General features: G+C 68.7%; 13 protein-coding genes and 1 tRNA gene. 6 read left to right on the top strand and 8 right to left on the bottom strand.

All coding sequences use genetic code 11. The features are described 5' to 3' along the window. Window positions 1–92 precede the first annotated feature (92 nt). From AC3AGO_RS17690 to AC3AGO_RS17665, 6 genes are all read left to right on the top strand, one after another. Window positions 93–839: a DUF881 domain-containing protein gene (locus AC3AGO_RS17690; RefSeq protein WP_487821180.1), complete on the top strand. Its 747-nt coding sequence runs from the start codon at window positions 93–95 to the stop codon at window positions 837–839. 9 nt (window positions 840–848) lie between these two features. Beyond that, on the top strand, window positions 849–1,625 hold the full coding sequence (locus tag AC3AGO_RS17685; RefSeq protein ID WP_487821179.1) for a class E sortase: 777 nt from the start codon (window positions 849–851) through the stop codon (window positions 1,623–1,625). Window positions 1,626–1,734: 109 nt separating this feature from the next. Beyond that, window positions 1,735–1,914 (top strand): hypothetical protein, encoded by a 180-nt coding sequence (locus tag AC3AGO_RS17680; RefSeq protein WP_487821178.1) that lies wholly within the window; start codon window positions 1,735–1,737, stop codon window positions 1,912–1,914. Next, a complete protein-coding gene (locus AC3AGO_RS17675; protein ID WP_487821177.1) occupies window positions 1,911–2,567 on the top strand; it encodes an aminodeoxychorismate/anthranilate synthase component II in 657 nt (218 codons plus the stop codon). Before AC3AGO_RS17680 ends, AC3AGO_RS17675 begins: the two co-directional genes overlap by 4 nt. Continuing rightward, the gene (locus tag AC3AGO_RS17670) at window positions 2,564–4,144 is read left to right on the top strand and encodes a class E sortase (RefSeq protein WP_487821176.1); all 1,581 of its coding nucleotides are present in this window, start codon (window positions 2,564–2,566) and stop codon (window positions 4,142–4,144) included. The genes AC3AGO_RS17675 and AC3AGO_RS17670 overlap by 4 nt, the downstream gene beginning before the upstream one ends. A gap of 43 nt (window positions 4,145–4,187) precedes the next feature. Beyond that, window positions 4,188–4,904, top strand: a complete 717-nt coding sequence (locus tag AC3AGO_RS17665) for a class E sortase (protein WP_487821175.1) — start codon at window positions 4,188–4,190, stop codon at window positions 4,902–4,904. A 134-nt stretch (window positions 4,905–5,038) separates the two neighbouring features. On the opposite strand, the gene AC3AGO_RS17660 is transcribed toward AC3AGO_RS17665, so the two are convergent. The 8 genes from AC3AGO_RS17660 to gnd all read right to left on the bottom strand — a co-directional run bounded on the left by AC3AGO_RS17660 (window position 5,039) and on the right by gnd (window position 13,782). Continuing rightward, window positions 5,039–5,176: a DLW-39 family protein gene (locus tag AC3AGO_RS17660; protein ID WP_487821174.1), complete on the bottom strand. Its 138-nt coding sequence runs from the start codon at window positions 5,174–5,176 to the stop codon at window positions 5,039–5,041. A gap of 122 nt (window positions 5,177–5,298) precedes the next feature. Beyond that, a tRNA-Ile gene (locus tag AC3AGO_RS17655) sits at window positions 5,299–5,372 on the bottom strand. Window positions 5,373–5,455: 83 nt separating this feature from the next. Then, window positions 5,456–6,115 (bottom strand): DUF3566 domain-containing protein, encoded by a 660-nt coding sequence (locus AC3AGO_RS17650; RefSeq protein ID WP_487821173.1) that lies wholly within the window; start codon window positions 6,113–6,115, stop codon window positions 5,456–5,458. Between the two features lie 19 nt (window positions 6,116–6,134). Further along, a complete protein-coding gene (gene gyrA, locus AC3AGO_RS17645) occupies window positions 6,135–8,789 on the bottom strand; it encodes a DNA gyrase subunit A (RefSeq protein ID WP_487821172.1) in 2,655 nt (884 codons plus the stop codon). Between the two features lie 56 nt (window positions 8,790–8,845). Beyond that, on the bottom strand, window positions 8,846–10,903 hold the full coding sequence (gene gyrB / locus AC3AGO_RS17640) for a DNA topoisomerase (ATP-hydrolyzing) subunit B (protein WP_487821171.1): 2,058 nt from the start codon (window positions 10,901–10,903) through the stop codon (window positions 8,846–8,848). Between the two features lie 275 nt (window positions 10,904–11,178). Continuing rightward, window positions 11,179–11,661, bottom strand: a complete 483-nt coding sequence (locus AC3AGO_RS17635) for a DciA family protein (RefSeq protein ID WP_487824693.1) — start codon at window positions 11,659–11,661, stop codon at window positions 11,179–11,181. 83 nt (window positions 11,662–11,744) lie between these two features. After that, a complete protein-coding gene (gene recF / locus AC3AGO_RS17630; protein WP_487821170.1) occupies window positions 11,745–12,857 on the bottom strand; it encodes a DNA replication/repair protein RecF in 1,113 nt (370 codons plus the stop codon). 37 nt (window positions 12,858–12,894) lie between these two features. After that, window positions 12,895–13,782, bottom strand: coding sequence for a phosphogluconate dehydrogenase (NAD(+)-dependent, decarboxylating) (gnd, locus tag AC3AGO_RS17625; RefSeq protein WP_487821169.1), 888 nt, complete (start codon window positions 13,780–13,782; stop codon window positions 12,895–12,897). Window positions 13,783–13,922 lie beyond the last annotated feature (140 nt).

Here is a 13,922-nt window from a genome sequence, read left to right as displayed (position 1 = left end):
GGCCCCCGGCCCAACTCAGCGGCCGGGAGGAGTGACGATGTGGTGGTCCGTTAGCGTAGTGCTTCGGTGCTGCGGAGGGAGACAAGGGTACGGTGACCAAATCGCTCATCCGTCCAGCACGGCTGGCCACACTCGGCGTGTTCGCCCTCGCAGGCCTGATCTTCTGGATCAGCTTCAACACCGCTCAGGGCACCAACATCCGCTCGGACGACTCCATGCTAAGGCTGTCCGATCTGATCCAGGAGCGGAGTCAGAAGAACGCCCAACTCGACTCCGCCGCCGCCTCGGTGCGCCAGCAGGTCGACAATCTCGCCCAGCGCGACAGCGGCAGCAGCAAGGCCGAGGCACAGCGGCTCGACGGCCTGGAGAAGGCCTCGGGGACGAAGGCGGTCAAGGGCTCCGGACTGACCGTCACCCTCGACGACGCGCCGCCGGACGCCACGCCGAAGATCCCCGGCGTGCCCGACCCGCAGCCCAATGACCTCGTCATCCACCAGCAGGACCTGCAGGCCGTGGTGAACGCGCTGTGGCAGGGCGGGGCCAAGGGCATCAAGATCATGGACCAGCGGCTGATCTCCACCAGCGCCGTGCGCTGCGTGGGCAACACGCTGATCCTGCAGGGCCGGGTCTACTCCCCGCCCTACAAGATCACCGCAGTGGGTGACCAGAACAGGCTGCAGAACGCCCTCGACGGGTCGACGGCGATCCGGAACTACCTGCAGTACGTCGACGCGTACGGCCTCGGCTGGAAAGTCGACCAGCGCCAGGCGGTGACTCTTCCCGGCTACTCCGGCACAGTGGATCTCCACTACGCGAAGCCCCTGGAGCAGCGGAAGTGAGTGACGGCGGTGTCGGCACGGGCGGTTGTCAGGACCTTCAGCGAACTGTGCATCACCGTCGGACTGTTGATCGTGCTCTTCGTCGTCTACGTCCTCTACTGGACGGGGCTGCAGGCCGACGACGCCGGTGACGGCGAGATCGCGCACCTCCAGGACCGCTGGGCGAGCGGAGCCGTCGCCGGCGGCGGTACGGAGGCGGGCAGCGGGCAGGCCGGCGGCACCAACGGGTCCGGAACGGACGGCAGTTCCTCCGGCGACTCCGGCGGTTCCGGCAATTCCGGTGCGAAAGCGAACTATCCGGACGGCAAATCGTTCGCTGTGATGTACATCCCGCGGTTCGGCGACGACTGGGCCAAGCCCGTCCTGCAGAACACCGGGAAACCCACCCTGGCCAAGGGCCTCGGGCACTACACGGGCACCGCGCCCCTCGGCGAGAAGGGCAACTTCGCCGTCGCGGGACACCGCCGCACACACGGCGACCCCTTCAAGGACTTCCCGCGGCTGCGGTCAGGCGACGCGGTGGTCCTGACGGACGGGGACACCTGGTACACGTACCGCATCGACAAGCGGCCCTACCGCACTCTGCCCGGCGACACGGGTGTGCTCGACCGGGTGCCCGCGCCGGTGAACCCGGACGCCGCCCCGTACGGCGGCCCCGGCCGCTATCTCACGCTCACCACCTGCGACCCGGAGTGGGGGAGCAGTCACCGTCTGATCGCCTGGGCCCATCTGGACGCCACCCGCCCCGTGGTGGAAGGTAAACCGGACGCACTGCGGGACGGCTGAGGGCAACTCGTCGGCTGCGGCCACGCGCTCCGGGCCGTACCCGTACTCTGGATGCGCCCGTACACAGCGGGCGCAGCGGACGGGAGCGAGGAAAGGACGGCATCGCGGGATGTACGGCTGGATCTGGCGGCACCTGCCGGGCACCACGCCCGTGCGGGCGCTCATCTCCATCGTGCTGGTGCTGGGGATCGTCTTCCTGCTCTTCCAGTACGTCTTCCCCTGGGCGGAACCGCTCCTCCCGTTCAACAACGTGACAGTCAACGAGGGCGCGGCGGGAGCCGGTTCATGAGCACACGGATCCTGGTCGTCGACAACTACGACAGCTTCGTCTTCAACCTCGTCCAGTACCTGTACCAGCTGGGCGCCGAGTGCGAGGTCGTGCGGAACGACGAGACCGAACTGCGGCACGCCGACGAGGGCTTCGACGGCGTACTCCTGTCGCCCGGCCCCGGCGCCCCCGAACAGGCGGGCGTCTGCGTGGACATGGTGCGGCACTGCGCCGCCTCCGGCGTGCCCGTCTTCGGCGTGTGCCTGGGCATGCAGTCGATGGCCGTGGCGTACGGCGGGACCGTGGACCGCGCGCCGGAGCTGCTGCACGGCAAGACGTCGCTGGTGAGCCACGACAGCACAGGTGTGTTCGCGGGGCTGGGCTCGCCCTTCACCGCCACCCGGTACCACTCGCTGGGCGTCCCGCGGGAGACCGTGCCGGACGCGCTGCGGGTCACCGCCTGGACGGAGACCGGCCTGGTGATGGGGCTGCGCCACCGTGAACTGCCCGTCGAGGGCGTGCAGTTCCACCCCGAGTCGGTGCTCACCGAGTGGGGGCACCGGATGCTGGCCAACTGGCTGACCGAATGCGGTGACGCCGACGCCGTGCAGCGTTCCTCGGGGCTCGCCGCCGTGGTGCACCATGCCGGCAGCCAGGGGACGGCCGGCACGTGACCTCGGTGCGCCCGGAGCACGAGGAGGGTGCTCAGGGGGCTCCGTACGGCGCCGGCGCGGGAGACGACCCGTACGGGCGCGACCCGTACGGGGTGGACACGGAGTTCCAGGCCGCGGTGGACGCCCTGGCGGACCCGCTGAGCGATCCGCTGCCGGGCCGGCAGCCGGAAGTGCCGCGGCAGGAGGCGGAGCCGCCGCGTCATGTGGCGGAACCGCCGCGGGACTTGGCGGACCCACAGGGCGTGCCGAGGGAGCCCGGAGGGTCCCCGGAAGCGGACGGGAACGTTTCGCCATGGTTCCGTACGCACGCGCCGTCGCACGGCCGTACACAGCCCGCAGAGCCATCACAGACCGCTGGGCCCATACAGGCGGCGCCGTACGCGCAGCAGCCCGTCCAGGCGCCGCACACCCCTCAGGAGCAGCAGCGGCAGCCGCACCCGTCACAGCAGCCCACGCAGCAGCCGCTCCAGCCCCGGCCCTCCCCGCAGGAGCACGCGCGCCCCCTCCCGGAGGACCCCGCGCGGCCGCAGCCCGTACGGGAGCGCCCCGAAGGGTGGCCCGTCACTCCGGCCGCGGACGCCACGGCGCAGCCCGCCGTGGACTGGGGAAGCGACGCCCCCGGCGGCACGGGCGACGGCACCGGCGGGGAGGACGACGACCGGCGAACTGTCGGTCTCCGCAAGCCTGCCGGCCCCCGGCGGGAGCCGGAGCCCGGCGGCCGGGCCGCACGCCGGCGCGCCGCCAAGGCGAACAAGGGCTGGGCGGCGCTCGTCGCCCGGGCCCGTACGGGGGGCGGTTCCCACGCCCGTACGGCGGCGCCCGCGGCGGCTCCCGTCACGGCCGGCACCCGGCTGGAGGCGCGCCGCGCGGAGCGGGCCCGCAGGGAGGGGCCGGCGATCATCGCGAGCCGGTTCGTCGGGGAAGCGTTCATCACGCTCGGCGTGCTGATGCTGCTGTTCGTCGCGTACCAGCTGTGGTGGACGAACGTCCTCGCGGGCCAGAAAGCCGGCGGCGAGGCCAGCGAGCTCCAGGACCAGTGGAAGGACAAGCAGTCCGCGCAGGCCGATCCGGAGCGCCGCGCGGGCCAATTCGCGCCGGGGGAGGGCTTCGCGATCGTCCACATACCGAAGCTGGGCATCGACACCCCCGTCGCACAGGGCGTCGACAAGGAGCAGGTCCTCGACAAGGGCCTGGTCGGGCACTACGACCAGAAGCCGCTGAAGACGGCGATGCCCTGGGACAAGAAGGGCAACTTCGCGCTCGCGGGGCACCGCAACACCCATGGCGAACCGTTCCGTTACATCAACCGGCTGGTCGTGGGGGACGAGATCGTCGTGGAGACGGCGAGCAAGTACTACACGTACCGGATGACCAACCGGCTGCCGTCCACGTCGCCTTCCAACACCAGCGTCATCGACCCCGTGCCGCCCCAGTCGGGATTCACCCGGTCCGGCCGGTACATCACGCTGACCACATGTACCCCGGAATTCACATCCAAGTATCGTCTGATCGTCTGGGGCAATATGGTCGACGAGCGTCCACGGAGCGAGGGAAAGCCGGACGCACTCGTCGGCTAGCGGCGGGTCCGGGAGCGGTGGAGAAGCGGGCGGTAGCAGCGCGGTGGCAGAGCACGAGCACGACGGGAAGGACCGCCGCAGAGCCCGCACCCGGGGACGGATCGCCGCATGCGTGGGCGTCTTCGGTGAACTGCTCATCACCGCGGGCGTGGTGCTCGCCCTCTTCGTCGCCTACTCGCTCTGGTGGACGAACGTGCTGGCCGACCGGGACGCGGAGCGCGCGGGCGACAAGATCCGCCACCACTGGTCGTCCCACAAGGGCCCCGGCGCGCTGGACACCAAGGACGGCATCGGCTTTCTGCACGCCCCGTCCATGTCCGAGAGCGACGTGCTGGTGAAGAAGGGCACCGACTCCAAGGGACTCAACGAGGGAGTCGCCGGCTACTACACGAAGCCGGTCAAGTCGGCGCTGCCGCAGGACAGGACGGGGAACTTCTCCCTCGCCGCACACCGCGACGGGCACGGCGCGAAGTTCCACAACATCGACAAGATGAAGAAGGGCGATCCGGTCGTCTTCGAGACGGAGAAGACCTGGTACGTCTACAAGATCTACGCGACCCTGCCGCAGACCTCGAAGTACAACGTCGATGTGCTGGACCGGATCCCCGAGGAATCCGGGAAGAAAAAGCCCGGCCGGTACCTCACGCTCACCACGTGCACGCCCGTCTACACCTCCACCTACCGGTACGTGGTGTGGGGCGAGCTGGAACGCACCGAGAAGGTCGACGCGAAGCGCACACCCCCGAAGGAACTGCGCTGATCCGCACGCCTCTTCGGCGTGTCGGACGAGCCCGTACGGAAATCCCCACAGCGCCCGCAGAGGGCCGCGACGCGACGCAATGAGGCCCCGGCCGCCAACGGGCGACCGGGGCCTCACCGGAATCTGTCAGGTGCTCACACGCCCGCAGAGCCTGCGGGCACGGAGTCGGTCGCCTCCGTCCACAGATCCTGCTCGGCGCGGTCCGCCTGGATCTGGCGGTACACGAGGAGCCCGCCGATGGCGGCCAGTGCGACCAGGAGAAGCTTCTTCACCGCGCTACCTCGTCCTTCTGAGAGACGTTGGGACCTTATGGCGCCCGATAATACCCAACCGGCCTCCCGGACAAAGCAGTCGGCCCGACCGGATGTGATCTCCGGTCGGGCCGACTGTGCTGTGCGGCTACCTGGACTTGAACCAGGGGCCTCATCCTTATCAGGGATGCGCTCTAACCATCTGAGCTATAGCCGCCCGCGCTGCACAAGAAGATTAGCGCACCTCAGCCCGTACGCCAAAATCCGTTCCCGGCAGCTGAGGAGACCTCTCCGAGGGGGCTACTCGTCCTCGGCGAGGGTGAGCTCCACCCCGCCGACGAAGCCCGCCGACAGGTTGTAGATGAAGGAGCCCAGCGTCGCGAGCGCCGTCGCCAGCACGACGTCGATCACGGCGATGACGGTGGTGAACAGCAGCACCCGCGGCAGCGACAGGAACGACTCCAGATCGAAGCCGCCGCCCTCCTCCGCGGCCCCCGTGGCCTCGCTGAGGGTGCCGCCCAGCGCGGTGAAGACGCCCATCGCGTCCATCACCATCCACAGCACGGCCACCGCCACGACGGTGCACAGCCCCAGCGCGAGCGACAGCAGGAAGCTGACCTTCATCACCGACCACGGATCGGCCTTGGCCACCCGCAGCCGCGCCTTCCGGACCCGCGGAACCGTACGCGCCCCGGTGCGCGGCTTCCGCACCCCGCCGGCGGGCTGACCCGCCGGCGGAGCCGGATATGCCTGCGGAGGGTGGTGCGGTGACTGCTGGTCAGATTTCTGCGGCTGAGGCTGGGGCTGCGGTTGCGGCTGGGCCTTCGACTGCGGCTGCGCCTTCGGCTGCTGCGGGGACTGCGGCTGTGCCTCGTCCTGCTCCTCCGACTGCGGACGTGACGCGGACGACTGCCCGCCGCCCTTCGCTTCCGCCTGCGAGCGCGGCTGCGCACCACTCACGCCGTATCTCCTCGTCGTTCTAGACGTCCAGACCGTCCTGGTCGTTCGACGTGGCGGGGGACTCCGTCCCGGACTCCGGTTCCGCACCGGGCTCCGAATCCGCAGCCGCCTCCACCTCCTCGGCCTCCCGGCCGGCCTCGGCGTTCCGGGCGATGCCGACGACCGCGTCCTTCTTGCCCAGGTTGATCAGCTGGACGCCCATGGTGTCACGGCCGGTCTCCCTGATCTCGTTGATCCGCGTACGGATCACGCCACCGCCGAGCGTGATGGCGAGGAGTTCATCGGTCTCCTCGACCACCAGCGCGCCGACCAGCGAGCCACGATCCTCCACGATCTTGGCGGCCTTGATGCCCAGACCACCACGACCCTGAACGCGATATTCATCCACGTTCGTCCGCTTCGCATAACCACCGTCGGTGGCAGTGAAGACGAACGTACCGGCACGGACGACATTCATCGAGAGGAGTTCATCCCCTTCTCGGAAACTCATCCCCTTGACGCCGGACGTCGCACGGCCCATCGGACGCAGCACCTCGTCCGAGGCGGTGAACCGGATCGACTGCGCCTTCTTGCTGACCAGCAGCAGATCGTCCTCGGGCGACACCAGCTCGGCGCCGATCAGTTCGTCGTCGCGGCCGTCGTCCATCTGCCGGAGGTTGATGGCGATGACACCGCCGGACCGCGGCGAGTCGTAGTCCTTCAGCGGAGTCTTCTTCACCAGGCCCGACTTGGTGGCCAGCACCAGATACGGCACCGCCTCGTAGTCGCGGATCGCGCGGATCTGGGCGATCTGCTCGTCCGGCTGGAACGCCAGCAGGTTCGCCACGTGCTGACCGCGCGCCTCCCGGCCCGCGTCCGGCAGCTCGTACGCCTTGGCCCGGTACACACGGCCCTTGTTGGTGAAGAACAGCAGCCAGTGGTGCGTGGTCGACACGAAGAAGTGGTTGACGATGTCGTCTTCCTTCAGCTTCGTCCCGCGCACCCCCTTCCCGCCGCGCTTCTGCGCCCGGTAGTCGTCCGTCTTGGTGCGCTTCACATAGCCGCCACGGGTCACCGTGACGACGATGTCCTCCTCGGCGATCAGGTCCTCCATGGACATGTCGCCCTCGAAGGGGATCAGCTTCGTACGGCGGTCGTCGCCGAACTTGTCGACCAGCGCCGTCAGTTCCTGGCTGATGATCTCCCGCTGCCTCGCCGGCGAGGCCAGGATCGAGTTGTACTCGTCGATCTTCGCCTGCAGTTCGTCGTGCTCGGCGGTGATCTTCTGCCGCTCCAGCGCCGCCAGCCGGCGCAGCTGCATCTCCAGGATCGCGTTCGCCTGGATCTCGTCGATCGCCAGCAGATCCATCAGACCGCCGCGCGCGACATCCACCGTCTCGCTGCGCCGGATCAGCGCGATGACCTCGTCGATCGCGTCCAGCGCCTTCAGCAGACCGCGCAGGATGTGCGCCCGCTCCTCGGCCTTCCGCAGCCGGTAGCGCGTACGCCGAACGACCACGTCGACCTGGTGGTTCACCCAGTGCCGGATGAAGGCGTCCAGCGACAGCGTGCGCGGCACACCCTCCACCAGCGCCAGCATGTTGGCACCGAAGTTCGTCTGCAGATCGGTGTGCTTGTACAGGTTGTTGAGCACGACCTTCGCGACGGCGTCCCGCTTCAGCACGACCACCAGCCGCTGACCCGTACGCGACGAGGTCTCGTCCCGCACGTCCGCGATCCCGCCGACCCGGCCGTCCTTCACCAGCTCGGCGATCTTCAGCGCCAGATTGTCCGGATTCACCTGGTACGGCAGCTCGGTGACCACCAGGCACTGCCGGCCCTGGAGCTCCTCGACCTCCACCACCGCGCGCATCGTGATCGAGCCGCGCCCGGTCCGGTACGCCTCCTCGATGCCCTTACGGCCCACGACCAGCGCGCCCGTCGGGAAGTCCGGACCCTTGATCCGCTCCAGCAGCGCATCGAGCAACTCCTCGTTGCCCGCGTCCGGGTGCTCCAGATACCACTGCGCACCCGCGGCCACCTCCCGCAGATTGTGCGGCGGGATATTGGTGGCCATCCCGACCGCGATGCCCGCACTGCCGTTCACCAGCAGATTCGGGAAACGCGACGGCAGCACCGTCGGCTCCTGGTTACGGCCGTCGTAGTTGTCCTGGAAGTCGACGGTCTCCTCGTCGATGTCCCGGAGCATCTCCGTGGCCAGCGGCGCCATCTTGCACTCGGTGTACCGCATGGCGGCCGCCGGGTCGTTGCCCGGAGAGCCGAAGTTGCCGTTGGAGTCCACCACCGGCATCCGCATCGACCAGTGCTGCGCCAGGCGCACCAGGGCGTCGTAGATGGAGGAGTCACCGTGCGGGTGGTACGTGCCCATCACGTCGCCCACCACGCGGGCGCACTTGTAGAAGCCCTTCTCGGGCCGGTACCCGCCGTCGTACATCGCGTACAGCACACGACGGTGCACAGGCTTCAGACCGTCACGGATGTCCGGCAGCGCACGCGAGACGATCACGCTCATCGCGTAGTCGAGATACGAACGCTGCATCTCGGTCTCGAGGCTCACCGGCTCCAGCCGCGCCGCGGCGTTCTCCAGCGTCGGCGGCGCCGGGTCATCCTCCGGCGGAGTGGGAACTGCGGGGGTCTCGGCGCCCTCGGGGACGGGAGAGTTCTCGTCGGCCATTGGTTAACTCAAGTCCTTCTCTGTGTGCTGCGGCACGCTGCTCCGGGCCGACGTGCTCAAATGTCGAGGAAACGGACGTCCTTGGCGTTGCGCTGGATGAACGAGCGCCGCGCCTCCACGTCCTCACCCATCAGGATCGAGAAAAGATCGTCCGCGGCCGCCGCGTCATCCAGCGTCACCTGCTTCAGCACCCGGCTCCCCTGGTCCATGGTGGTGATCCGCAGCTCTTCCGCGTTCATCTCGCCCAGACCCTTGAAGCGCTGGATCGAGTCGTCCTTGATCCGCTTGCCCCGCTCCCGGCCGAGCTCGATCAGACTGTCCCGCTCACGGTCGGAGTACGCGTACTGCTGCTCCTCACGACCCCACTTGATCTTGTACAGCGGCGGCTGCGACAGGAACACGTGCCCCGCCTCCACCAGCGGACGCATGAACCGGAACAGCAGCGTCAGCAGCAGGGTGTTGATGTGCTGGCCGTCGACATCGGCGTCCGCCATCAGAATGATCTTCTGGTAGCGCAGCTTCGAGATGTCGAAGTCCTCGTGGATGCCCGTACCGAAGGCCGAGATCAACGCCTGCACCTCGGCGTTCTGCAGGACCTTGTCGATCCGCGCCTTCTCCACGTTCAGGATCTTGCCGCGGATCGGGAGAATCGCCTGGAACTCCGGGTCACGGCCCGACTTCGCCGAACCGCCCGCGGAGTCGCCCTCCACGATGAAGATCTCGCACTTCGCCGGGTCGTTGGACTGGCAGTCCGACAGCTTGCCCGGCAGCGACGCCGTCTCCAGCAGACCCTTACGGCGCGTCAGATCCCGCGCCTTACGGGCGGCGACACGGGCGGTGGCCGCCTGGACGCCCTTGCGGATGATGTCCGCCGCCTCGTTCGGATTCCGGTCCAGCCAGTCCGTGAACCACTCGTGCGTGATCTTCTGAACGAAGGTCTTCGCCTCGGTGTTGCCCAGCTTCGTCTTCGTCTGGCCCTCGAACTGCGGCTCGCCCAGCTTCACCGAGATGATCGCCGTCAGACCCTCCCGGATGTCCTCACCCGTGAGGTTGTCGTCCTTCTCGCGCAGCAGCTTCTTGTCCCGCGCATACCGGTTGATCAACCCGGTCAGCGCCGCACGGAAACCCTCCTCGTGCGTACCGCCCTCATGCGTGTGGATCGTGTTCGCGAAGGAGTAGACCCCCTCGCTGTACTGGTTGTTCCACTGCATGGCGATCTCGACCGAGAGCATCCGCTCCTTGTCCTCGGCCTCGAAATCGATCACCGTCGGGTGAACCAGCTCGCCCTTGCGGGAGTTGAGGTACCTCACGAAGTCGGCGATGCCGCCCTCGTAGTGATACTTCACGGAGAGCTGCTTGCCCTCCTCGTCCACATGCTCCGGGCGCTCGTCCGTGAGCGTGATGGTCAGCCCCTTGTTCAGGAACGCCATCTCCTGGAAGCGACGGGCCAGCGTCTCGAAGGAGTACTCGACGGTCTCGAAGATGTCCGGGTCCGCCCAGAACGTCACGGTCGTCCCGTGCGCGTCCGTCGCCTCGTTCTTCTGCAACGGCGCCGTCGGCGTACCCAGCTTGTAGTCCTGGGTCCAGCGGAAGCCGTCGGTCTTCACCTCGACCGCGAGCTTCTGCGACAGCGCGTTCACCACGGACACGCCGACACCGTGCAGACCGCCGGAGACGGCATAACCGCCGCCGCCGAACTTGCCGCCCGCGTGCAGCACGGTCAGCACGACCTCCACGGCCGGCTTCTTCTCCGACGGGATGATCCCCACCGGGATACCGCGCCCGTTGTCCGTCACCCGCACGCCGCCGTCACCCAGCAGCGCCACATCGATCGTGTCCGCGTGCCCGGCCATGGCCTCGTCGACGGAGTTGTCGACGACCTCCTGCACAAGATGGTGAAGGCCACGCTCACCAGTGGACCCGATGTACATACCGGGCCGCTTGCGGACCGCCTCGAGCCCCTCGAGGACGGTGATCGCGCTGGCGTCGTACGACACTTCGTCCTGCCCGGTCACCGGAACGGGCACGGCAGCGTCGACGGACTCGGACGGGTTGTTCTCGTTCTCTTGGGGATTGCCGGAATCGGCCACGAAGCGCCCTTTCTGGCACAGCACAGGCCGTCTCCAGGGCATGGCGGAGCGGCTGCGTCGTTCGACATGTTCCGCAACTGGGCGGGTTGCTCCCCAGTGTACCGGGGGCGACAACGTGAATGGGGGTTTGCCGGTACCTGAGTCCTCACGTGCCGCCCTGAACTGGCGTGTGCCGACTCCCCATATGCGGCCCGGGGGGCTGAGCGGCTCACACGGGCGCTCAGAGCTTCGACTGTCAACGCACCGTATCCGTGACCGAGGTCACGGCACCGCACAGCCGTCCCGCACGTCGACAGCTCTCACCCGTAGGTGTCGCCGGGCCCCTTGCTGCCGGGCGCCCGCAACGGACCGAATCGCGTGGGCGGCGCCTCCGGACCCCGCACCTTGATGACCTTCACGGTGCCCTGACCCAGATCCTCGTTCAGCCGCGCCACCAGACGCGGCGCCAGCAACCGCAACTGCGTCGCCCACGCCGTCGAGTCACAGCGCACCGTCAACGTGCACTCCGCCTCGTCGTACTTCTGCGGCTCACAGTGCTGCGCCACCTCCGGACCCACCAGCTGCGGCCAGCGCCCCATCACCCCGCCCACCGCGGCCGGCGCCTCCCAACCCCGGTCCGTGATCAGCCTGTTGACCGCCGCACCCAACGGCACCGGATCCCGGCCGTCCCGCCGCGCACCCGACCGCAGCCCCCCGCCACGACGCGCCTGCTTCTTCTCCTGCGCCGCCGCGCCCCGCGCCTTCGCCTGCTCCTTCGCGGCCCGCAACGCCACCCGCGCCATGTCCACCCCGGACGGCTCCGCCGCCGGACGCTGCTCGGGCCCCGGCGCGTCCGCCCCGTCACCGGACTCCGGAATCTCCTCGCTCACGCCCGCACGACCTCCCCGTCGGACACCACGTACCGCGCACCCGCGAGCATCTCCGGCACGTCCTCCTCCACGGCCGCCGTCACCAGCACCTGCTCGCCCGGCGCCACCAACTCCGCGAGCCGCGACCGCCGTTTGGCATCCAGCTCCGCGAACACGTCGTCCAGCACCAGCACCGGCTCATGCCCCTCGGCACGCAGCAGGTCGTACGACGCCAGCCGCAGCGACAACGCGTACGACCACGACTCCCCGTGACTCGCGTAACCCTTCGCCGGCAACTCCCCCAGCTTCAGCAGCAGATCGTCCCGATGCGGACCCGCCAGCGTCACACCGCGCTCGATCTCCTGCTTACGCGCCTCCGCCAGCGCCTCCAGCAGCCCCGCGTACAACTCCTCACGCGAACTCCCCACAGGACCGCGGTACTCCAACGACACCGGACCCCCGCCCGGCGCCAGCCGCTCGTACGCCTTGTCCGCCAGCGGACGCAGCACATCGATCAGCTCGAGACGCTGCGCCAACAGCTCCGCACCCACCCGCGCCAGATGCTGGTCCCACACGTCCAGGGTGGACAGATCCACACCCTTGCCGCCGTGCCGGCGCGCCATCGCCGCGGACTTCAGCAGCGAGTTCCGCTGCTTCAGCACCCGCTCGTAATCCGACCGCACACCCGCCATCCGCGGCGACCGCGCCGTGATCAAGTCGTCCAGGAACTTGCGGCGTTCCCCCGGATCGCCCTTCACCAGCGACAGATCCTCCGGCGCGAACAGCACCGTCCGCACGATGCCCAGCGCATCCCGCGGCTTCACCTGCGAAGAACGGTTGATCCGCGCCCGGTTCGCCTTCCCCGGATTCAGCTCCAGCTCGACCAGCTGCTGCCGGTCGTCCTGCCGCACCATCGCCCGTACGACCGCACGCTCGGCACCCGCCCGCACCAGCGGCGCGTCGGACGACACCCGATGGCTGCCGAGCGTCGCCAGATAGCCCACGGCCTCGACGAGATTCGTCTTGCCCTGTCCGTTCGGGCCGATGAACGCCGTGACGCCCGGGTCGAGGGACACCTCGGCCCGGGCGTACGAGCGGAAGTCGGCCAGCGAAAGATGGGTGACATGCACGTCCTGTGCCGACCTCCCCCAGCTGACTTGTCGGTTGCTACTTCTTGCCGTCGGCGCCCTCGACGGCGTGACCGCCGAACTGATTGCGCAGCGCGGCGATCATCTTCATCTGCGGCGAGTCCTCCTGGCGCGAGGAGAACCGCGCGAACAGCGAGGCCGTGATCGCCGGCAGCGGCACCGCGTTGTCGATGGCGGCCTCGACCGTCCACCGGCCCTCACCGGAATCCGCCGCATAACCCCGCAGCTTGTCCAGGTGCTCGTCGCTGTCCAGCGCGTTGACCGCCAGGTCCAGCAGCCAGGAACGGATGACCGTGCCCTCCTGCCAGGACCGGAAGATCTCACGGACGTCCGTCACGGAGTCCGCCGCCTCCAGCAGCTCCCAGCCCTCGGCGTAGGCCTGCATCATCGCGTACTCGATGCCGTTGTGGACCATCTTCGCAAAGTGCCCCGCACCGACCTTGCCGGCGTGTACGGAACCGAACTCGCCCTCGGGCTTCAGCGCGTCGAAGACCGGCTGCACCTTGGCGACGTCCTCGGACGTGCCGCCGTACATCAGCGCGTAGCCGTTCTCCAGGCCCCAGACACCGCCGGACACGCCGCAGTCGACGAAGCCGATGCCCTTCTCGGCGAGCTCCTTCGCGTGCTTCTCGTCGTCCGTCCAGCGGGAGTTGCCGCCGTCCACCACGACATCGCCGGGGGACAGCAGCTCGGCCAGCTGGTCGACGGTGGCCTGGGTCGCCTCGCCGGCGGGGACCATGACCCACACCACACGCGGGCCCTTGAGCTTCCCCACCAGCTCCTCGAGGCTGCGGACATCGGCGATGTCCGGGTTCCGGTCGTAGCCGATGACGGTGTGGCCGGCGCGGCGGATGCGCTCGCGCATGTTGCCGCCCATCTTGCCGAGACCGATGAGACCGAGCTCCATCAGTGCCCCTTCGTATGCGTTTCGTACCTGAGCCCGAGCCTACGCCCACAGCCACGTGCACACCTGTGGGCTCCGGCCGCTCAGACGAGGAGCGCACAGAGGTGTGGGCAGGCGTTCCGCAGGGGCGGAACGGGCGGGCA

The sequence above is a fragment of the Streptomyces sp. BL1 genome (assembly GCF_057628045.1).
This window is presented reverse-complemented; position numbering and strand designations above follow the sequence as displayed.